Annotated in this window: 18 protein-coding genes; 17 read left to right on the forward strand and 1 reads right to left on the reverse strand. The window is 67.5% G+C overall.

The window, feature by feature from the left end:
- Nucleotides 1-110 precede the first annotated feature (110 nt).
- The 11 genes from N8A90_RS12010 (at nucleotide 111) to fdhD (ending at nucleotide 11438) form a co-directional block, all read left to right on the forward strand.
- Nucleotides 111-578 carry a hypothetical protein gene (locus N8A90_RS12010; RefSeq protein WP_262075107.1) on the forward strand — a complete coding sequence of 156 codons (468 nt, stop codon included), beginning with the start codon at nucleotides 111-113 and terminating at the stop codon, nucleotides 576-578.
- 146 nt (nucleotides 579-724) lie between these two features.
- On the forward strand, nucleotides 725-1360 hold the full coding sequence (locus N8A90_RS12015; protein WP_262075108.1) for a LysE family translocator: 636 nt from the start codon (nucleotides 725-727) through the stop codon (nucleotides 1358-1360).
- Nucleotides 1361-1442: 82 nt separating this feature from the next.
- Entirely contained in the window at nucleotides 1443-1964 is a 522-nt protein-coding gene (locus N8A90_RS12020) for a M23 family metallopeptidase (RefSeq protein ID WP_262075109.1), read from the forward strand.
- A gap of 129 nt (nucleotides 1965-2093) precedes the next feature.
- The gene (locus tag N8A90_RS12025) at nucleotides 2094-3131 is read left to right on the forward strand and encodes an isocitrate/isopropylmalate dehydrogenase family protein (RefSeq protein ID WP_262075110.1); all 1038 of its coding nucleotides are present in this window, start codon (nucleotides 2094-2096) and stop codon (nucleotides 3129-3131) included.
- A complete protein-coding gene (locus N8A90_RS12030) occupies nucleotides 3132-3809 on the forward strand; it encodes a YceH family protein (protein ID WP_262075111.1) in 678 nt (225 codons plus the stop codon).
- 78 nt (nucleotides 3810-3887) lie between these two features.
- The gene (gene apbC, locus N8A90_RS12035) at nucleotides 3888-4979 is read left to right on the forward strand and encodes an iron-sulfur cluster carrier protein ApbC (protein WP_262075112.1); all 1092 of its coding nucleotides are present in this window, start codon (nucleotides 3888-3890) and stop codon (nucleotides 4977-4979) included.
- 17 nt (nucleotides 4980-4996) lie between these two features.
- Entirely contained in the window at nucleotides 4997-5959 is a 963-nt protein-coding gene (locus tag N8A90_RS12040; RefSeq protein ID WP_262075113.1) for a LysR substrate-binding domain-containing protein, read from the forward strand.
- Nucleotides 5960-6137: 178 nt separating this feature from the next.
- Complete coding sequence (locus tag N8A90_RS12045) at nucleotides 6138-7850, forward strand: OFA family MFS transporter (protein ID WP_262075114.1); 1713 nt, start codon at nucleotides 6138-6140, stop codon at nucleotides 7848-7850.
- 76 nt (nucleotides 7851-7926) lie between these two features.
- Nucleotides 7927-10281, forward strand: a complete 2355-nt coding sequence (locus tag N8A90_RS12050) for an FdhF/YdeP family oxidoreductase (protein WP_262075115.1) — start codon at nucleotides 7927-7929, stop codon at nucleotides 10279-10281.
- 9 nt (nucleotides 10282-10290) lie between these two features.
- Complete coding sequence (locus tag N8A90_RS12055; protein WP_262075116.1) at nucleotides 10291-10578, forward strand: hypothetical protein; 288 nt, start codon at nucleotides 10291-10293, stop codon at nucleotides 10576-10578.
- Complete coding sequence (gene fdhD / locus N8A90_RS12060) at nucleotides 10575-11438, forward strand: formate dehydrogenase accessory sulfurtransferase FdhD (protein ID WP_410087667.1); 864 nt, start codon at nucleotides 10575-10577, stop codon at nucleotides 11436-11438. The genes N8A90_RS12055 and fdhD overlap by 4 nt, the downstream gene beginning before the upstream one ends.
- A 3-nt stretch (nucleotides 11439-11441) precedes the next feature.
- On the opposite strand, the gene N8A90_RS12065 is transcribed toward fdhD, so the two are convergent.
- Nucleotides 11442-11840, reverse strand: coding sequence for an FHA domain-containing protein (locus tag N8A90_RS12065; protein ID WP_262075117.1), 399 nt, complete (start codon nucleotides 11838-11840; stop codon nucleotides 11442-11444).
- Between the two features lie 206 nt (nucleotides 11841-12046).
- Here N8A90_RS12065 and N8A90_RS12070 point away from each other — a divergent pair, with 206 nt between their 5' ends.
- From N8A90_RS12070 to N8A90_RS12095, 6 genes are all read left to right on the forward strand, one after another.
- Nucleotides 12047-12631, forward strand: coding sequence for a DUF3305 domain-containing protein (locus N8A90_RS12070; RefSeq protein WP_262075118.1), 585 nt, complete (start codon nucleotides 12047-12049; stop codon nucleotides 12629-12631).
- On the forward strand, nucleotides 12624-13289 hold the full coding sequence (locus N8A90_RS12075) for a DUF3306 domain-containing protein (protein WP_262075119.1): 666 nt from the start codon (nucleotides 12624-12626) through the stop codon (nucleotides 13287-13289). Before N8A90_RS12070 ends, N8A90_RS12075 begins: the two co-directional genes overlap by 8 nt.
- The gene (locus N8A90_RS12080) at nucleotides 13213-15336 is read left to right on the forward strand and encodes a 4Fe-4S dicluster domain-containing protein (RefSeq protein WP_262075120.1); all 2124 of its coding nucleotides are present in this window, start codon (nucleotides 13213-13215) and stop codon (nucleotides 15334-15336) included. Before N8A90_RS12075 ends, N8A90_RS12080 begins: the two co-directional genes overlap by 77 nt.
- Nucleotides 15333-15956 carry a molecular chaperone gene (locus N8A90_RS12085; protein WP_262075121.1) on the forward strand — a complete coding sequence of 208 codons (624 nt, stop codon included), beginning with the start codon at nucleotides 15333-15335 and terminating at the stop codon, nucleotides 15954-15956. The genes N8A90_RS12080 and N8A90_RS12085 overlap by 4 nt, the downstream gene beginning before the upstream one ends.
- A 100-nt stretch (nucleotides 15957-16056) precedes the next feature.
- The gene (locus tag N8A90_RS12090; protein WP_262075122.1) at nucleotides 16057-16284 is read left to right on the forward strand and encodes a formate dehydrogenase; all 228 of its coding nucleotides are present in this window, start codon (nucleotides 16057-16059) and stop codon (nucleotides 16282-16284) included.
- Between the two features lie 13 nt (nucleotides 16285-16297).
- The gene (locus N8A90_RS12095) at nucleotides 16298-19297 is read left to right on the forward strand and encodes a formate dehydrogenase subunit alpha (protein WP_262075123.1); all 3000 of its coding nucleotides are present in this window, start codon (nucleotides 16298-16300) and stop codon (nucleotides 19295-19297) included.
- The last annotated feature ends 2 nt before the right edge of the window (nucleotides 19298-19299 follow it).

Here is a 19299-nt window from a genome sequence, read left to right on the forward strand (position 1 = left end):
TCCGTCGAGAGGGGCCGCCCACAAGCTGCGCTTGTGGGTTCCCTTCGCGGCTTCGCCGCTACGGCGGCCCCTCACGTCAAACGTTAGGCGTCAGAATTGGAGCATCCTCGATGGCATGGACAGAAATTAGTTTTGGGAAGCACGCAGGTAAGTCGCTACCGCAGATCTTATTCACTGATCCAGATTGGTTTTTCTGGGCCGTGGAAACAGGCGTATTTTCTAAACGTCCCGCTCTGGCAATTGAAGCCGCCCAGTTGGATAGTCGCGCGAGACATATCAAACCACCATCCAAAAATCTTACGAATCCAATTGTCGAATATCTCATTCATCGCCCGACGATGAAGTTCTCACACTTCAACATCGTCGAGCGTGAGCAGGAGCTTCATATAGGCGGAAGCCCAGCATTTCGATCCAATGTCATCGACATGAGCGTTCCCCGCCGCATCGCTCAATATGACAAGACCGGATGCAAGAGCCTAATTTCATCACTCAAGCTTCATATTTTCGGAAGCAAATCTGCACGCATAACACGCGAACGAGCTGAAGCATTTTTCTCAGATGTCTCCAATTTTCTGTGAGGCTAGGCAATGAACTGACGCCTAACCATTCGCTCAACCGGACCCATTGCGGCACGCGGCCAAAAGCCCGCCATTTCATTCTGGGCTTTTAGCCACACGCCGCAACGGTCCGGTTAGCTCAAACGTTAGGCACCAAGGAAACAACCATGTCCTACGAAACTCTGCTCCTCTTTGTCCCTGCGTGCTTTGCACTGAACATGGCGCCTGGTCCAAACAACCTGCTTTCCGTGTCTAACGCTACACGCCATGGATTCTGGACTTCTTGCATCGCTGGTGCCGGGCGTCTCGTTGCCTTCGTCGGAATGATCGCAATTGCATCCGCAGGCCTTGCGACACTGCTTACAACGTCGCAGGTTCTCTTCTATGCAGTCAAAGTCGTTGGCGCCGTCTATCTCTTCTATCTGGCCTACCAGCTTTGGTTTGCCGAGCCATCAGTCAACGAAGCCCATACCGTTTCAGAGAAGATAAGTACATTCGCCCTGGCCAAACAGGAGTTCTTTGTGGCTGCGGGAAATCCAAAAGCGATCCTCATATTCACCGCATTTTTGCCACTGTTCATCGATGTCTCGAAGCCCGCCACGTATCAGTTTGCCGCGCTTGGCGCCATATTCTTGACGCTGGAGTGGATCGCAATCGCGGCCTATGCCTACATGGGTAGTCACTTGCGGAGGTGGTTCTCACATCCTAAAAGGCAAAAACTATTTAATCGAACCTGCGGCTCGCTTCTGGGCATGGCTGGCATCGGGTTGCTAGCCGCGAGGCGTTCCGCAAGTGGTGCCTAACCTGTTAATCGATCCGACGGCCTCCGGCGTGCTTCGCGCGCGTGCATCCGAGGCTCATCTTCAACGTTAGGCGCCACAAGAGATGACATGTCGCCATCTGTATATCTTTCTCACTGCTTCCGCCGTAGTGCTCGGCATCGGGTTCGCAATTCCTGAGCAGCCCCTGATCCCTGTGGCTGGTGCTACCGTCAAAGACTGGAATCCAAAGTCATTCTGGTACGAGCCATGGGGCGTCTCAGGCGTGCACAAAGGCATTGATGTCTTCGCCCCCCAGGGCAGAGATGTCGTTTCCGCAATCCCCGGCGTTGTCATCTATCAAGGTCACCTTGGTATTGGCGGCAATGTCGTAGCCGTTTTGGGGCCGAAGTGGCGGGTGCACTACTACGCACACCTGGCCAATTCCGATCCGTCGCCGCGTTTCCTCTTCAGGGGAGAAAAGCTTGGTTTGGTCGGAACAAGCGGAAACGCCGCAGGGAAGCCCTCGCATCTGCACTATTCAGCTGTGTCCCTCGTCCCTCTGCCATGGCATTTCAGTTCAGGCAAGCAAGGGTGGAAGAAAATGTTTTTCCTGGATCCAGGCGCACTGCTGCAACGTGGCGCCTGACCCTTCCTGAGCTAGCGAATAGCACAGACAGGGGTCGCAGGAAAAGGTGCCACCGCCGCGGCGTATGCTTCCCGCTGCGTGCGGCCCATGCGGTGCCGCGCTTCCCGAACCCGACCCCGAAAGCTGCCGATGACCACCCCCATTCCTGCCACCCTGATCGCCGGCGACGGCATCGGCCCCGAAATCGTCGATGCCACGCTGGCCGCCTTCGATGCGCTGAAGGTTCCCTTCGAATGGGACCGCCAGATCGCCGGTCTCGGCGGCGTGCAGCAGGCGGGCGACCCGCTGCCGGCCGCCACGCTCGACAGCATCCGCCGCACGCGGCTTGCGCTCAAGGGCCCGCTCGAGACGCCCTCGGGCGGCGGCTACCGCTCGTCCAACGTGCGGCTGCGCGAGGAGTTCCAGCTCTACGCCAACCTGCGCCCCGCGCGCACGCTGATCCCGGGCGGGCGTTACGACAAGATCGACCTGGTGGTGGTGCGCGAGAACCTCGAGGGCCTCTACATCGGCCACGAGCACTACGTGCGCATCGACGACGACCCGCACGCCGTGGGCATGGCCACCGGCATCAACACCCGCCAGGGCTGCCATCGCCTGCTCGAGTACGCCTTCGACACCGCGATCGCCACCGGCCGCAAGAAGGTCACGCTGGTGCACAAGGCCAACATCATGAAGGTGCTGACGGGCCTGTTCCTGGAGACCGGCCTGCGCCTGTACGAAGAGCCGCGCTACAAGGGCAAGTTCGAGCTCGAAACGATGATCGTCGACGCCTGCGCGATGAAGCTGGTGCTCAACCCGTGGCAGTTCGACATGGTGGTCACGACCAACCTGTTCGGCGACATCCTGTCGGACCTGGTGGCCGGCCTGGTCGGCGGCCTGGGCATGGCGCCGGGCGCCAACATCGGCACCGACGCGGCGATCTTCGAGGCGGTGCACGGCTCGGCGCCCGACATCGCGGGCAAGGGCATCGCCAACCCGACCGCGCTGCTGCTGGCCGGCGCGCTGATGCTCGACCACTGCAAGCTGGTCGACCAGGCCACGCGCCTGCGCCAGGCCATTGACGAGACGCTCAACATCGACAAGGTGCGTACCGGCGACCTGGGCGGCACGGCCAACACGGCGGCCTTCACCAAGGCGCTGGTGGCCCGCATCGCCGGGGCGAACTGAGTGTCGGACGCGTCCGCGGCGCGGCCGCTGCCGATCCTCTCGCTGCTGGAGACCCGCGTGCTCGGCGTGCTGGTCGAGAAGCAGCGCACCGTGCCCGACAGCTATCCGCTGACGCTCAACGCCGTGCTGTCCGGCTGCAACCAGAAGACCAGCCGCAACCCGGTGCTGGAGCTGAGCGACGCGCAGGCGCAGGCCGCCATCGACAGCCTGAAGGGCTACCACCTGGTCGACGAGAGCAGCGGCGGCCGGGCCTCGCGCTACGCCCACAACATGGACCGCGTGCTGCGCATCCCCTCGCAGTCGAGCATCCTGCTGACCGTGCTGATGCTGCGCGGCCCGCAGACCGCGGGCGAGCTGCGCATCGCCACCGAGCGCATGCACAACTTCGCCGACATCTCGTCGGTCGAGGGCTTCCTCGACGAGCTGGCCGAACGCCCGGCCGGCGCGCTGGTGGTCAAGCTGCCGCGCCTGCCCGGCGCGCGCGAGAGCCGCTGGGCACATCTGCTGAGCGGCGAGCCCGCCATCGACGATGGGCCGGTGGCGACGGCGTCCGGCACCGATGCCTCGCTGGGCGAGGTCGCGGCACTGAAGGCGAACGTCGCGCGGCTGGAGGCCGAGGTCGCCGACCTGAAGGCGCTGGTGCTGCGCATCGCGTCGGAGCTCGGCGTCACGCCATAGCGCTGGCGGGGCCATTGGCAGCGCTGGCGGGCCGGCCGCCGGCTCGCCTCGTAGACTACCCCGATTCAGGAGTTGTCAATGGCAGTCACGCAAGCGGTGATTCAGGATGCGCTCAAGGCGGTCCTCGATCCCAACACCGGCAAGGACTTCGTCAGCACCAAGGCGCTGAGGAACCTGCAGATCAGCGAAGGCGACGTCTCCTTCGACGTCGAGCTCGGCTACCCGGCCAAGAGCCAGCACGCGGCATTGCGCAAGGCGCTCGTGGCCGCGGCGCGCGCCGTGCCGGGCGTCGACAACGTGTCGGTCAACATCACGACCAAGGTGGTCAGCCACGCGGTGCAGCGCGGCGTGCAGCTGCTGCCCAACGTGAAGAACATCGTGGCCGTGGCCTCGGGCAAGGGCGGCGTGGGCAAGAGCACCACCGCCGCCAACCTGGCGCTGGCGCTGGCCGCCGAGGGCGCTTCGGTCGGCCTGCTCGACGCCGACATCTACGGCCCCAGCCAGCCCATGATGCTGGGCATCGACCGCCGCCCCGAGAGCGACGACGGCAAGACGATGGAGCCGCTGGAGAACTATGGCGTACAGGTGATGTCGATCGGCTTCCTGATCGACGCCGATGAAGCCATGATCTGGCGCGGCCCGATGGCCACGCAGGCGCTCGAGCAGCTGCTGCGCCAGACCAACTGGAAAGACCTCGACTACCTGATCATCGACATGCCGCCGGGCACCGGCGACATCCAGCTCACGCTGAGCCAGCGCGTGCCGATGACCGGCGCGGTGATCGTCACCACGCCGCAGGACATCGCGCTGCTCGACGCCAAGAAGGGCATCAAGATGTTCGAGAAGGTCGGCGTGCCGATCCTGGGCATCGTCGAGAACATGGCGGTGCACGTGTGCTCCAACTGCGGCCACGTCGAGCACATCTTCGGCGCCGATGGCGGCAAGAAGATGGCGGCGCAATACGGCATGGACTACCTCGGCGCGCTGCCGCTGGACATCAACATCCGCCTGCAGGCCGACAGCGGCAAGCCCACGGTGGTGGCCGACCCCGACGGCGAGGTCGCGGCCATCTACAAGGCCGTGGCGCGCACCGTCGCCGTCGGCATCGCCGAGAAGGCGAAGGACTTCTCGGCCAAGTTTCCGACGATCACCGTCAGCAAAGACACCTGAACGACAAGCGCGGCGCCATGAACGTCCTCGCGTCCATGCGCTACCTGGCGGCGCTCAACGAGCACCGCCACTTCGGCCGCGCCGCGCAGGCCTGCCACATCACGCAGCCGGCACTGTCGAACGCCCTGCGGGCGCTCGAAGGCGAGTTCGGCGTGCTCATCGTCAAGCGGGGCCGCGCCTTCGAGGGCTTCACCGTCGAGGGCGAGGCGGTGCTCGCCACCGCGCAGCGCATGCTGCAGGAACAGGAACTGCTGCGCGAGCGCCTGCGCAGCGAGGCCGGCCAGCCCCGCGGGCGCCTGCGGCTGGCGGCGGTGCCGACCGGCATGACGATCCTCTCGCGTTTCGCCATCGCGCTGCAGAAGCGGCACCCGGGCGTCGCGCCCACGGTGGTGTCCCTGAGTTCGCTGGAGATCGAGACCGCCCTCGACAGCATGTCGCTCGACCTCGCGCTCGGCTACACCGACCGCACCCGCGTGCGCCATGTCAGCCTGGCGGTCTGGCCGCAGTGCGTCGAGACCTACTACCTGGTGCAGCGCAAGCCGGGGCCGGTGCGGCCGGGCCGGGCGGTGCGCATCGGCGAACCGGTCGGCTGGGCCGAGGCCGCCACCCTGCCGCTGTGCCTGCTCACGCCCGACATGCACAACCGGGCGATCGTCGACCGCGCCTTCAAGACCGTCGGCCTGCGTGTCGATGCGGCCATGGAGACCAATTCGATCCACACGCTGGCCAGCAGCGTCGGCGCCGGCGCGCTGGCGTCGGTGCTGCCGCAGGCCGCCCTGGAACTGCTGTCGCGCGACGACGGCCCCTACGAGGCGCGCCCGCTGATCGCACCGCTGCTGGAGACGCCCCTGGGCTTCATGACGCACGCCAGTGACCGCATGACCCGCGCGCTGCAGGCGGCGGTCGAGCTGGCGTCCAGCCCGGAGTGGCTCGACACCTTGCAGCCCGATGCGGCCGGCAAGGGCTCCCTGCGCGCCTGAGCATCCGGCCGGCCCTCGCAGCCGCCCCTCTTTGAGAGCCTTTCGCATTCATTTCCAAATTGAATCGGGCGATGTCTCGATCCAATTGGATGCAATTTGTCACCAACCGTAGACTCCGCCGCGCCCCGACGGTCGAAGACCTTGACCGGATCGAGGGACAAAACCAACGAGGAGTGCTATGGCAGGACCATCTACCGGGGCTTTGAACGAAGCCGTCGCGACACCCGGGCAGTTTCCCTCCGCAGCGGGAAACCATGTCCCTGGTTGGCTGGACAAGGAACGCATCATCGCGGGCCCCGGCTTCAGCCGCTGGGTGGTGCCGCCCGCCGCGCTCGCGATCCACCTGTGCATCGGCATGGCCTACGGCTTCTCCGTGTTCTGGCTGCCCCTGTCGAAGATGCTGCAGACCGCCGGCACAGGCGCCGCGGCCTGCGGCAAGGACATGAGCTTCTTCGCCGAGCTGTTCGCCACGGGTTGCGACTGGCGCGTCGCCACGCTGGGCTGGATGTACACGCTCTTCTTCGTGTTCCTCGGCTGCTCCGCCGCCGTGTGGGGCGGCTGGCTCGAACGCGCCGGCCCGCGCAAGGCCGGCGTGGTGAGCGCGCTGTGCTGGTGCGGCGGCATGCTGCTGTCGGCGCTGGGCATCCACACCCACCAGTTCTGGATGATGATCCTGGGCTCGGGCGTGATCGGCGGCATCGGGCTCGGCCTGGGCTACATCTCGCCGGTGTCGACCCTCATCAAGTGGTTCCCCGACCGCCGCGGCATGGCCACCGGCATGGCGATCATGGGCTTCGGCGGCGGCGCGATGATCGGCTCGCCGTTGGCGGTCGAGCTGATGAAGTCCTTCGCCACCCCGACCGACCCCGGCGTGATGCAGACTTTCGTCGTGATGGCGCTGGTCTACTTCGTCTTCATGATGGCCGGTGCGCTCGGCTACCGCGTGCCGCCCACCGGCTGGAAGCCCGCGGGCTGGACGCCGCCGCCCGCACAGGTCGGCAACGCCATGATCACGCAGCGCCACGTGCACGTGAAGAAGGTCTGGGGCATCCCGCAGTTCTGGCTCGTGTGGATCGTGCTGTGCATGAACGTGTCGGCCGGCATCGGCGTGATCGGCATGGCCTCGCCGATGCTGCAGGAGGTCTTCGGCGGCGGCCTGATCGACGTGCCGAAGAAGTTCGGCGAACTCGACAAGACCCAGCTCGCGGCGATCGCCGTGGTGGCCGGCGGCTTCACCGCGCTGCTCTCGCTCTTCAACATCGGCGGGCGCTTCGTCTGGGCCAGCCTGTCGGACAAGCTCGGCCGCAAGCTCACCTACACGGTCTTCTTCCTGCTCGGCGGCGTGCTCTACGCCAGCCTGCCCTCGTCGGCCGCGGCGGGCAACACGCTGCTCTTCGTGGGCGCGGTGTGCATCATCCTGTCGATGTATGGCGGTGGCTTCGCGACGGTGCCGGCCTACCTGGCCGACCTGTTCGGCACCCAGTTCGTCGGCGCCATCCATGGCCGCCTGCTCACTGCCTGGGCGACGGCCGGCATCCTGGGGCCGGTGGTGGTGAACTACATGCGTGAATACCAGCTGGGCCTGGGCCTGCCGCGCGAGCAGGTCTACAACCAGACCATGTACATCCTGGTCGGCATGCTGGTCGTCGGCCTGATCGCCAACCTGCTGGTGCGTCCCGTGGCCGACAGGCACTTCATGAGCGACGCGGAACTCGCCGTCGAGAAGAAGCTCGCTCACGAGAAGGCCGCCGCGTCCGAAGTGGGCAGCGGCTCGGGCCGCGCCGACAGGACGCCGACCTTTGTCGTCGCGCTGGCATGGGTCGCCGTCGGCATCCCGCTGGCCTGGGGCGTGTACAAGACATTGATCAGCGCGGCCAAGTTCTTCCACTGAAGCTGCAGCATTTGGCCATGGGCCCTTCAGGGCCGGCGTCCCAAGGGCGCCGGCCCGAAGTCGTCAGGAGACCGCGATGAGTGAACAGAAGATCGAGTTCTACAAGGGCCCCGCCGGCGGCTGGGGCGCGCTGCGCAGCGTGACGGCCACGCTGCTCAAGCAGGACATCCCGGTGAAGGGCGCCAAGACGCTGCTCTCGGCCAACCAGCCCGACGGCTTCGACTGCCCCGGCTGCGCCTGGCCCGACCGCAACCATGCGTCGACCTTCGAGTTCTGCGAAAACGGCGTGAAGGCCGTCGCGGCCGAAGCGACGGCGCGCCGCGCGGGTCCCGAGCTGTTCGCGACCCACACCGTGGCCGAACTCGCCAAGCAGAGCGACTTCTGGCTCGAGGACCAGGGGCGCCTGACGCACCCGATGGTCTACGACGCTGCCAGCGACAAGTACGTGCCGATCGCATGGGACGACGCCTTCGCGCTGGTCGCCAGGCACCTCAACGCGCTGCCCGACCCGAACCAGGCGATCTTCTACACCTCGGGCCGCGCCAGCAACGAGGCGGCCTTCCTGTACCAGCTGTTCGTGCGCGAGTACGGCACCAACAACTTCCCCGACTGCTCGAACATGTGTCACGAGCCGAGCGGCAGCGGGATGCGCCCGCAGATCGGCGTGGGCAAGGGCACGGTGACGCTCGAGGACTTCGAGAAGACCGACGCCATCTTCATCTTCGGTCAGAACCCCGGCACCAACCATCCGCGCATGCTGGGCGAGCTGCGCGCCGCCCACAAGCGCGGTGCCAAGATCGTCAGCTTCAACCCGTTGCGCGAGCGCGGCCTGGAGCGCTTCGCCGATCCGCAGGACAAGTTCGAGATGGCGACGCTGACGTCGACCGCCATCAGCACGCACTATTTCCAGCTGCGCGTGGGCGGCGACATGGCGGTCGTCGCAGGGATGATGAAGCACCTGATCGATCGCCAGGACGCGGGCGAGTCGCTGCTCGACCTCGACTTCATCAGCGAGCACACCACCGGCTTCAGCGACGTCGCCGAGCGCCTGCGCGGCGAGACCTGGGCCATCCTCGAAGAAGAGTCGGGCCTGTCCGAAGCGCAGATCCGCGCGGCGGCCGACATCTACGGCGCCGCCAAGAGCGCGATCTTCTGCTGGGGCATGGGCATCACGCAGCACCAGAACTCGGTGGGCACGATCCAGATGCTGGTCAACCTGCTGATGATGCGCGGCAACATCGGCCGGCCCGGTGCCGGCCCGTGCCCGGTGCGCGGCCACAGCAACGTGCAGGGCGACCGCACGATGGGCATCTGGGAGAAGCCGCCGGCCGCGCTGCTCGATAGGCTGGGCGAGGTCTTCGGCTTCGAGCCGCCGCGCGCGCACGGCTGGGACACGGTCGAGTCGATCGCCGCCATGCGCGACGGGAAGGCCCGCGTCTTCTTCGCGCTGGGCGGCAACTTCGCGGCGGCCACGCCCGACACCTACGAGACCTGGAAGGCGCTGCGCCGCTGCGACCTGACGGTGCATGTCACCACCAAGCTCAACCGCAGCCACGTGGTGCACGGGCGCGAGGCGCTGATCCTGCCGTGCCTCGGCCGCACCGAGATCGACATCCAGGCCGGCGGCGCGCAGGGCGTGACGGTGGAAGACTCGATGAGCATGGTGCACATCTCCACCGGCATCAACCCGCCGGCGTCGGAGCATCTCCTGTCGGAGCCCGCCATCGTCGCGCGGCTGGCGGCGGCCACCATCGGCCACAGCAGCAGCACCCCGTGGCTCTGGCTGATCGAGGACTACGCCCGCATCCGCGACAAGATCGAAGCGGTGTTCGCCGACTTCAAGGACTTCAACCTGCGCGTGGCCGTGCCCGGCGGCTTCCGCCTGCGCAACACCGCGAGCGAGCGGGTGTGGGCCACCCCGACGCAGAAGGCGAACTTCGTGGCGCACGCGGTGCCGCGCGACACGCCGTCGCACCGCGCCCGCGCGCGCTTCGCGGGCAAGGGCGACACGGTCGTCTTCACGCTGCTCACCACGCGCTCGCACGACCAGTACAACACCACCATCTACGGCCACGACGACCGCTACCGCGGCGTGTTCGGCCAGCGGCGGGTGGTCTTCATCCACGAAGCCGACATCCGCGCGCTGGGCATGAAGGACGGCGACTGGGTCGACATCCAGACCGTGTGGGAAGACGCGGGCGATGGTGCCCAGGTCCGCAGGGCCGACCGCTTCAAGCTGGTGGCCTACGACATCCCGCGCGGCAACCTCGCCGCCTATTACCCCGAGACGAATCCCCTGGTGCCGCTGGATTCGGTCGCGCTCAACGCCGGCACGCCGGCCTCGAAGTCGATTCCCGTGATCCTCACGCCGCACACCGCGCCGGTCATGGCCCAGGCCGACCACGACACCAGCGCCTACGCCATCGGCTAAGGTGTGGGCATGACCATCGGCACCGACCTCGATCCGCTTTCGCACGCGATCCTGCACGCCCTGGCCGACGCACCGCGCGACGGCGGCGTGTCGCTGCCGCGGCTGGGCAAGCAGCTGGGCCAGGGCGCGAGCGTGCTGATGCGCCAGCTCACCTTGATGGGCGACGCCACGCTCGGGGGCGTGCGGGGGCCGGGCTGGGTGCGCGTGGTGCAGATGGACGACCGCTGGGTGGTGCACCTCGAGGCACCGGGCCGGGCTTTGGTGGCCGCGCTGCCGCCTCAAGAGGCGGCGTCGTGAACGCCGAGACGAGCCCCGTGCTGCCGCCGCTGTCGCACCGCACGGTGCAGGTCTTCGGCGGCACGGCCGATGCGCAAGGCACGGCCAGGCACGACGTGCTGGCGGCCGAGGTGCCGGTGGCGCTGGTCTTCAACGGCATTTCGCACGCGGTGATGATGGCCACGCCGCAGGACATCGAGGCCTTCGCGCTCGGCTTCGCGTTGAGCGAAGGCATCCTCGATGCCGCAGCCGACTGTCGTGGCATCGAGGTGAATACGGTCGCTGCCGCCGAAGCCGGCCTGCCGCCGGGCGTCGACGCGATCGAGGTGCAGCTCGAGATCTCCACGCGCAGCTTCGAGCGGCTCAAGGGCCGGCGCCGCAGCCTGGCGGGCCGCACCGGCTGCGGGGTCTGCGGTGTCGAGAGCTTCGCCGGGCTGGAACTGCAATCGGACCCGCTGCCGGCGAACGACTGGGCTGCACGCGTCGACCTGCCGACCGTGCTGCGCGCCATCGACGCGCTGCCGGCCTGGCAGCGCCTCAACGCCGAGGCGGGCGCCATCCATGCCGCCGGCTGGTCCACGCTGGACGGCGAACTGGTCGCGGTGCTGGAAGACGTCGGCCGTCACAACGCGCTCGACAAGCTGATCGGCACGCTGGCCCGCATGGAGCGGCTGGGCGAGCCGGGCTTCGTCGTGCTGTCCAGCCGGGGCAGCCACGAGCTGGTGCGCAAGTGCACGCGCGTGGGCATCGCCGCGCTGGCCACGATCTCCGCGCCGACCGCGATGGGCGTGCACGTGGCCGAGCTGGCCGGGCTGCGTCTGTGGGGGCTGTGCCGGGCGCCGCGGGCGGTGCTGTATGTGGCAGGCTCCGCGTCGGCCTGACGCTCAGGGGTGGGCGTCCCAGCCCGGCGGTGCGGCCTGGGGCGCACTGTAGGCGCTGTGGAATTCCGCGGTCAGCGAGTTCAGGTCGAGCGGGGCGCTCATCGTGTGCATCGGCTTGTCGTTCAGGAAGCGCAGCACGCAGTCGCCCATCGTGATGGTGTCGCCGTGGCGCAGGCGCCGCACCCGCACCCGCACGTCGTTCACGTAGGTGCCATTGCGGCTGCCGAGGTCGTGCAGCTTCACCGTGCTGCCGTCGCGCGAGAGCACCGCATGGTTGCGGCTGACGCTCTCCGCGTCGATCACGATGCTGTTGAGCGAGCCGCGTCCGACGGTGGTCTGGCCGGTGTGCAGGGGGATCAGCTTGGTCAGCCCTCGCTGGTTGATGACGATCAGTTTTGGCATGTCGGTGTCCTCGAATCTTCGTTCACGGATCGCCCGACGGGGCGGCGACGCCGCCCGGTCGCCTTTGGCGCCGTCGAACCAATGTAGGCGCGGGCCATGGAGAACCAAAGTACGAACAGAGCGGCGGAAGCCGCGCATCTCGCCGCTTTGGCCCTATGGCGCGCAGGCTTTGAGCAGTCCGTCACACATCGGCTATCGTCCCGTTCATGTCGACCGATGCATCTCTTTCGCCCGCCCCGCGCCCCGCGCTGGACGTGGCCGTCATCATGCGGCGCGAGCGCGTCCACGGGCCGTCCGCCCACTGGCAGCCGTGGCGCTGGATCCTCGACAGCGTGGTGCCCGACGAACCCGCCTTCGGCACCGTGCCGCGGCTGCTGCACGAACACGACGGCGCACAGCGCTGGCTGCATCCCGGCTTCAAGGCCGAGCTCTTCCGCGACGATGCCGAGGGTTACCACCTCAACGTGACCACGCCGGCCCCGTGCTGGTTCGTGCTGTGGCGCATGGAGGAGGAGCCGCAGCTGGCCGAGGAGCCGATCCCCGTGCCCGTGGTCGTGAGCCTGAGCTACAACGAAGCCGGCCGCTGGCTCGATGCGCAGGAGACGGTCGAGCAGGTGCCGGCGCCGCCCGAAGTCGTCGAGTGGGTGCGCGCCTTCGCGGCCGAGCACTACGTGATCGAGCCCAAGCGCCGCAAGCGGCCCGAGAGCTTCCGCCCGCTGACCGACCGCTTCGGCAACGTGGCGAGCGTGTCCACCGAGAAGAAGCGCGGGCGCGGGGCGGGCGATGTCTGAAGGCTTCTTCGACCGCTGGTCGCGGCGCAAGCAGCAGGCGCGCGCGGAGGATGCGCCGGCGGTCGTCCCGGCCGAGGGGCCGCCCGATGCTGTACCACCCGCGCAGGCCGTGTCGACAGACGCACCACTGGTCGTCGCACCGCCCGCTCAACCCGGTGACCCGGACGCGCCGCCGCCGCCCACGCTGGCCGACACCACGTCACTCACCATCGACTCCGACTTCAAGCCCTTCCTCGCGAAGGGCGTGGCGCCCGAAGTCAAGAACGCCGCCTTCAAGAAGCTCTTCGCCGACCCGCACTTCAACGTGATGGACCGGATGGACATCTACATCGACGACTATTCCATCCCGTCGCCGCTGCCCGAGAGCGTGCTGCGCCAGATGGCGAGCGCGAAGTTTTTGAAGCTGTTCGACGAGGAGCCCGACGCCCCCGACGCCCCGCAAGCACAGGACGAGGCGGCCTCGCCAATGCCCGGAGTAACCCCGAACGACGCTGCCGAGCCCGCCGTGGCACAGTCCGAGCCTTCCGCGGCCCTTCCCAGCCCGCTGGTTGCCGATGCGCAACCTGCCAGCCAACCGACCGATGACCCAAACGCTGATCTGCGATTGCAACCAGACGATGCCGCTCGCGCCGAAGACGCTCGGCACCGCACTGGCTGAAACGCTGCCCCTTCATTCCGCGCTGTGCCGCCGCGAGGCGAGCGCCTTCCAGCGCGCGATCCAGTCGGGCGACGACGTGATCGTCGCCTGCACCCAGGAACGCCGCCTCTTCGGCGAACTGGCCGAGCAGACGCCCGACGCCACCTCGCCCATCCACTTCGTCAACATCCGCGAGACTGGCGGCTGGAGCCGCGACGCGAAGCAGGCGATGCCGAAGATCGCCGCGCTGCTTGCCGCCGCGGCGCTGCCCGAACCCGACCCGGTCGCGACCGTGAGCTACGCCAGCCAGGGCCGGCTGCTGATCGTCGGCCCGCTCGACCAGGCCGAGCAGGCCGCCGCGCTGGTGGCCGACACGCTGGACGTCACCATCCTCTCGCAGGGCCCCGGCGTGGCCGGCGGCATGCAGGAGCGCCGCTGGCCAGTGGTCGCCGGGCGGGTCGATGCCTTCTCGGGCTGGCTCGGCGCGTTCAAGCTGCAGTGGACGCGCAGCAACGCGATCGACCTCGATCTGTGCACCCGCTGCAACGCCTGCGTCACCGCCTGTCCCGAACAGGCCATCGGGCTCGACTACCAGATCGACGAAGCCAGGTGCACGTCGCACCGCGACTGCGAGCGCGCCTGCACGGTGGCCGGCGCGATCCGCTTCGGCCGCGCGCCGGAGACGCTCGACGCCGCCTTCGACCTGGTGCTCGACCTCGGCGCCACGCCGCTGGTCGACTGGCACGCGCCGCCGCAAGGCTACTTCCGCCTGCCGGGCGGGCTCGGCACCGCCGAGGCGCTGCAGACGCTGCTGCGCCTGCGCGAGATGGTGGGTGAGTTCGAGAAGCCGAAGTTCTTCGACTACAAGCAGAAGCTCTGCGCCCACAGCCGCAACGAGCAGATCGGCTGCAACGCCTGCGTCGAGGTGTGCTCGGCGCATGCCATCTCGAGCGACAAGGAACGCCAGCGCATCGTCGTCAACCCCAACCTGTGCGTGGGCTGCGGCGCCTGCACCACGGTCTGCCCGACCGGGGCGCTGGGCTACACCTACCCGCGCGCGCCCGACCAGGGTCTCAAGCTGCGCACCCTGCTCGCCACCTACGCCAAGGCCGGCGGGCGCGAGCCGGCACTGCTGCTGCACAGCCAGGAGGCCGGCCAGGCGCTGGTCGAGCAACTCGGCCGGCAGGCGCAACTCGGCCGCGCGAACGGCGTGCCGGCCCGGGTGATCCCGGTCGCGCTGTGGCATGCCGCCAGCACCGGCATCGACCTGTGGCTGAGCGCGGTCGCCTTCGGCGCCACGCAGGTCGCGGTGCTGTCGACCGGCGAGGAAGCGCCGGACTACCTTGCGGCGCTGAAGCAGCAGATGGACATCGCCGAAGCGTTGCTGCGCGGGTTGGGCTACGCCGGCACGCATTTCCAGCTGATCGAGGCGCGCACGCCGGCCGCGCTCGATGCCGCGCTGGCAGCGCTCGGCCAGACCCGGCAGCAGGTGCCGGCGCAGGCGGCCCGCTTCGCCGTGGGCGCCGACAAGCGCAGCACGCTGGAGATGACGCTCGACCATCTGATGGATACCGCCCCGGCGCTGCAGGCGCGCGACGGTGATGCACCGATCGCACTCGCGATCCCGCTGCCGGCCGGCTCGCCCTTCGGTGCGATCACCGTCGACAAGGCCACCTGCACCCTGTGCCTGGCCTGCGTCAGCGCCTGCCCGGCCAGCGCCCTGCAGGACAACCAGAACGCGCCGCAGCTGCGCTTCGTCGAGAAGAACTGCGTGCAGTGCGGCCTCTGCGAGAGCACCTGCCCGGAGAACGCCATCCAGCTCGTGCCGCGCCTGCTGGCCGCCCCCGAGCGCCGCCAGCCCGTGGTGTTGAACGAGGCCCAGCCCTGGGCCTGCATCCGCTGCAGCAAGCCCTTCGGCACCGTGAAGGCCATCGAGGCGATGCTCGGCAAGCTCTCTGGCCACGCGATGTTCCAGGGCGAGGCGCTGGAGCGCCTGAAGATGTGCAGCGACTGCCGGGTCATCGACCTCTACAGCGCCTCCAACGAACAGAAAATCACCCCGCTATGAGCGACGTCACGCCCCCCGTTTCTTCCGCCCTCGACGAGGAGATCGCCCGTGCCGAGCTCTACGGCCTGCTCGCGCGGCTCTGGTATGCGGCGCCCGATGCTGGTCTGCTCGACGCGCTGCAGGTCGCCGTCACCGAGGCGCCCGCGTCCGGCGCCTTCCTCGAGGAGCCGTGGCGCGCGCTGGTCGGCGTGGCGCGCGGCATGGACGCCGCGGCGGCGCACGCCGAGTACGACGTGCTCTTCGGCGGCATGGGCAAGCCCGAGGTGTACCTCTTCGGCTCCCATTACCTCAGCGGCTTCCTCAACGACAAGCCGGTGGCGCAGTTGCGCAACGACCTCGACGCGCTGGGCCTGGCGCGGGAGGAGGGCATCTACGAAACCGAGGACCACGTCGCCTTCCTGTTCGAGGTGATGCGCTACCTGATCGCCGGCGACGACGTGGCCGTCGCCAACCTGACGCAGCAGCGCGCCTTCTTCGCCACGCACGTGATGCCCTGGCTGCCGGCGCTGTGTGACGCGGTGGCACAACACCCGAAGGCGCATCTTTACGCAGCGCTGGCCGGTTTCACGCGGGCCTTCGTCGAGGTCGAGGCGCAGGGCTTCGAGATGCTCGACGCCTGAATGGCGCACTGGTGTGGTGGGGCTTCAGGGTCTCGACTAGTATCCAGACGTATGTAATTGAGTTCATATCTGGTTTTCGCCAGCCACTCCTGGAGTTTTGATGCAGGACAGCCAATCGAAGGAGCCCATGCCGGGCTCGCGCCGCACCTTTTTCGTGGGTGCCGCAACCGTGGGTGCGGTCGCCGCCGTGGTGGCCGCCTTGCCGCAGGTCACCGAATCGCCGGTCGCCGCCGAGGCCGCCCCGGCGCTGCCGCCCGCACCGGACAACGGGGGCGGGTACTCGCTGAGCGAGCACGTCAAGCGCTACTACCGCACCGCCGCGGCCTGAGGAACGCACCACCATGCTGTTGACCAAGAAGTCCCCCGGTGCCGTGCGTGCCGGCCAGGCCACCGCCCCTTCCGCCTCTGCCGGCGCCTCCCCGTTCATCCACAGCCTGCGCCGCGGGCTGTCGAATGCCCTGCCGACGATGGACCGCCGCGCCTTCCTGCGCCGCTCGGGCCTGGGTGTCGGTGTCGGCCTCGCCGCCACCCAGCTCACGCTGATCCGCAAGGCGAACGCCGCCGATGCGAGCCGCCCGACGGCCGTCGGCAAGGGCAAGATCGAAGTCAAGCGCACCGTCTGCTCGCACTGTTCGGTCGGCTGCGCGGCGGATGCCGTCGTCGAGAACGGCGTCTGGGTGCGCCAGGAAGCGGTGTTCGATTCGCCCATCAACCTCGGCGCGCATTGCGCCAAGGGCGCGGCATTGCGCGAGCACGGCCATGGCGAATACCGCCTGCGCTATCCGATGAAGCTGGTCAACGGCAAGTACGAACGCATCAGTTGGGACACCGCGCTCGACGAGATCACCGCCAAGATCAAGGACCTGCGCCAGGCCAGCGGCCCCGATTCGGTCTACTGGATCGGTTCGTCCAAGCACAGCAACGAGCAGGCCTACCTGCTGCGCAAGTTCGTCAGCTTCTTCGGCAGCAACAACTGCGACCATCAGGCGCGCATCTGCCACTCGACCACCGTCGCGGGCGTGGCGAACACATGGGGCTACGGTGCCATGACCAATTCGTACAACGACATGCGCAACGCCAAGGTGGCGCTGTACATCGGCTCGAACGCGGCCGAGGCGCACCCGGTGAGCATGCTGCACCTGCTGCATGCCAAGGAAAACGGCTGCAAGGTGATCGTGGTCGACCCGCGCTACACCCGCACCGCGGCCAAGTCCGACGAGTACGTGCGCATCCGCTCCGGCTCGGACATCGCTTTCCTGTTCGGCGTGCTGCACCACATCTTCAAGAACGGCTGGGAAGACAAGAAGTACATCAACGACCGGGTCTTCGGCATGGACAAGGTCCGCGAAGAAGTGCTTGCCAAGTGGACACCGGACAAGGTCGAAGAAGCCTGCGGCGTGAAGGAAGCGCAGGTGCTGAAGGTCGCGACCTGGCTCAACGAGAACCGCCCCGGCACCATCGTCTGGTGCATGGGCCAGACCCAGCACACCATCGGCAACGCGATCGTGCGTGCCTCCTGCATCCTGCAGCTGGCCCTGGGCAACGTGGGCAAGAGCGGCGGCGGCACCAACATCTTCCGCGGCCACGACAACGTGCAGGGCGCGACCGACGTCGGCCCCAACCCCGATTCGCTGCCCGGCTACTACGGCCTGGTCGAAGGCTCTTGGAAGCACTTCGCCAAGGCGTGGGGCGTGGACTTCGAGTGGATCAAGAAGCAGTTCGCGTCGCCCGCGATGATGAGCAAGCCCGGCATCACGCTGTCGCGCTGGATCGACGGCGTGCTCGAGAAGAACGAGCTGATCGACCAGGACTCGAACCTGCGCGGCGTCTTCTACTGGGGCCATTCGCCCAACTCGCAGACCCGCGGTCTGGAGATGAAGCGGGCGATGGACAAGCTCGACCTGCTGGTCGTGGTCGACCCGTACCCGTCGGCGACGGCGGCCATGGCCGCCATGCCCGGCCGCGCGGAAGACCAGAACCCGAACCGCGCCGTCTATCTGCTGCCGGCCTGCACCCAGTTTGAGACCAGCGGTTCGTGCACCGCGTCGAACCGCTCGCTGCAATGGCGCGAGAAGGTGATCGAGCCGCTGTGGGAAAGCCGCAGCGACCACATGATCATGCAGCAGTTCGCCGACCGCCTGGGCTTCGGCAAGGAACTGAGCAAGAACTACAAGATGCAGAAGGTCAACGGCATGGACGAGCCGGTGCCCGACGACATCCTGCGCGAGATGAACCGCTCGGTGTGGACCATCGGCTACACCGGCCAGAGCCCCGAGCGCCTGCAGGCCCACATGCGCAACATGGGCGCCTTTGACGTGAAGACGCTCAAGGCCAAGGGTTCGGTGAAAGACAAGGTCAACGGCTACGACATCGCCGGCGACTACTTCGGCCTGCCGTGGCCCTGCTGGGGCACGCCCGAGTTCAAGCACCCGGGTTCGCCCAACCTGTACGACACGTCCAAGCACGTGATGGACGGCGGCGGCAACTTCCGCGCGAACTTCGGTGTGGAGCGCGACGGGCAGAACCTGCTGGCCGAAGACGGCTCCTATTCGTTGGGCGCCGACATCACGACCGGCTACCCCGAGCTCGACCACCTGCTGCTGAAGAAGCTCGGCTGGTGGGACGAACTCAACGAGACCGAGAAGAAGGAAGCCGACGGCAAGAACTGGAAGACCGACAACTCCGGCGGCATGATCCGCGTGTTCATGAAGAACCACGGCTGCCACCCGTTCGGCAACGCCAAGGCACGTGCCGTCGTCTGGAACTTCCCCGACCCGATTCCGCAGCACCGCGAGCCGCTCTACGGCAACCGGCCGGACCTGATGGTCAAGTACCCGACGCACGACGACAAGATGGCGTTCTGGCGGTTGCCCACGCTGTACAAGACCATCCAGCAGAAGAACATCGCCGACAAGGTGGCCGACAAGTTCCCGCTGGTGCTCACCTCGGGCCGGTTGGTCGAGTACGAAGGCGGCGGCGAAGAGACGCGCTCGAACCCCTGGCTGGCCGAACTGCAGCAGGAGATGTTCATCGAGATCAACCCGCAGGTGGCGGCCTCGAAGGGCATCCAGAACGGCGGCCGTGCCTGGGTCCACACGCCGACGGGCGCTAAGCTCAACGTGCAGGCCCTGGTGACCGAGCGCGTCGGGCCCGACACCGTCTTCATGCCGTTCCACTTCTCCGGCCACTGGCAGGGCGCAGACATGCTGCCTTACTACCCCGCCGGCGCGCACCCGATCGTGCGCGGCGAGGCGATCAACACCGGCACCACGTACGGCTACGACAGCGTGACGATGATGCAAGAAACGAAAACGACGATCTGCAACGTCGAGAAAGCCTAAGG

The organism is Variovorax sp. N23, assembly GCF_025486315.1.
Lineage (GTDB): Bacteria > Pseudomonadota > Gammaproteobacteria > Burkholderiales > Burkholderiaceae_C > Variovorax.

Coding starts and splice junctions, on each gene's coding strand:
- N8A90_RS12010 (WP_262075107.1), top strand. CDS start 111: ATGGCATGGACAGAAATTAGTTTTGGGAAGCACGCAGGTAAGTCGCTA.
- N8A90_RS12015 (WP_262075108.1), top strand. CDS start 725: ATGTCCTACGAAACTCTGCTCCTCTTTGTCCCTGCGTGCTTTGCACTG.
- N8A90_RS12020 (WP_262075109.1), top strand. CDS start 1,443: ATGACATGTCGCCATCTGTATATCTTTCTCACTGCTTCCGCCGTAGTG.
- N8A90_RS12025 (WP_262075110.1), top strand. CDS start 2,094: ATGACCACCCCCATTCCTGCCACCCTGATCGCCGGCGACGGCATCGGC.
- apbC (WP_262075112.1), top strand. CDS start 3,888: ATGGCAGTCACGCAAGCGGTGATTCAGGATGCGCTCAAGGCGGTCCTC.
- N8A90_RS12040 (WP_262075113.1), top strand. CDS start 4,997: ATGAACGTCCTCGCGTCCATGCGCTACCTGGCGGCGCTCAACGAGCAC.
- N8A90_RS12045 (WP_262075114.1), top strand. CDS start 6,138: ATGGCAGGACCATCTACCGGGGCTTTGAACGAAGCCGTCGCGACACCC.
- N8A90_RS12050 (WP_262075115.1), top strand. CDS start 7,927: ATGAGTGAACAGAAGATCGAGTTCTACAAGGGCCCCGCCGGCGGCTGG.
- N8A90_RS12055 (WP_262075116.1), top strand. CDS start 10,291: ATGACCATCGGCACCGACCTCGATCCGCTTTCGCACGCGATCCTGCAC.
- N8A90_RS12065 (WP_262075117.1), bottom strand. CDS start 11,840: ATGCCAAAACTGATCGTCATCAACCAGCGAGGGCTGACCAAGCTGATC.
- N8A90_RS12070 (WP_262075118.1), top strand. CDS start 12,047: ATGTCGACCGATGCATCTCTTTCGCCCGCCCCGCGCCCCGCGCTGGAC.
- N8A90_RS12075 (WP_262075119.1), top strand. CDS start 12,624: ATGTCTGAAGGCTTCTTCGACCGCTGGTCGCGGCGCAAGCAGCAGGCG.
- N8A90_RS12080 (WP_262075120.1), top strand. CDS start 13,213: ATGACCCAAACGCTGATCTGCGATTGCAACCAGACGATGCCGCTCGCG.
- N8A90_RS12085 (WP_262075121.1), top strand. CDS start 15,333: ATGAGCGACGTCACGCCCCCCGTTTCTTCCGCCCTCGACGAGGAGATC.
- N8A90_RS12090 (WP_262075122.1), top strand. CDS start 16,057: ATGCAGGACAGCCAATCGAAGGAGCCCATGCCGGGCTCGCGCCGCACC.
- N8A90_RS12095 (WP_262075123.1), top strand. CDS start 16,298: ATGCTGTTGACCAAGAAGTCCCCCGGTGCCGTGCGTGCCGGCCAGGCC.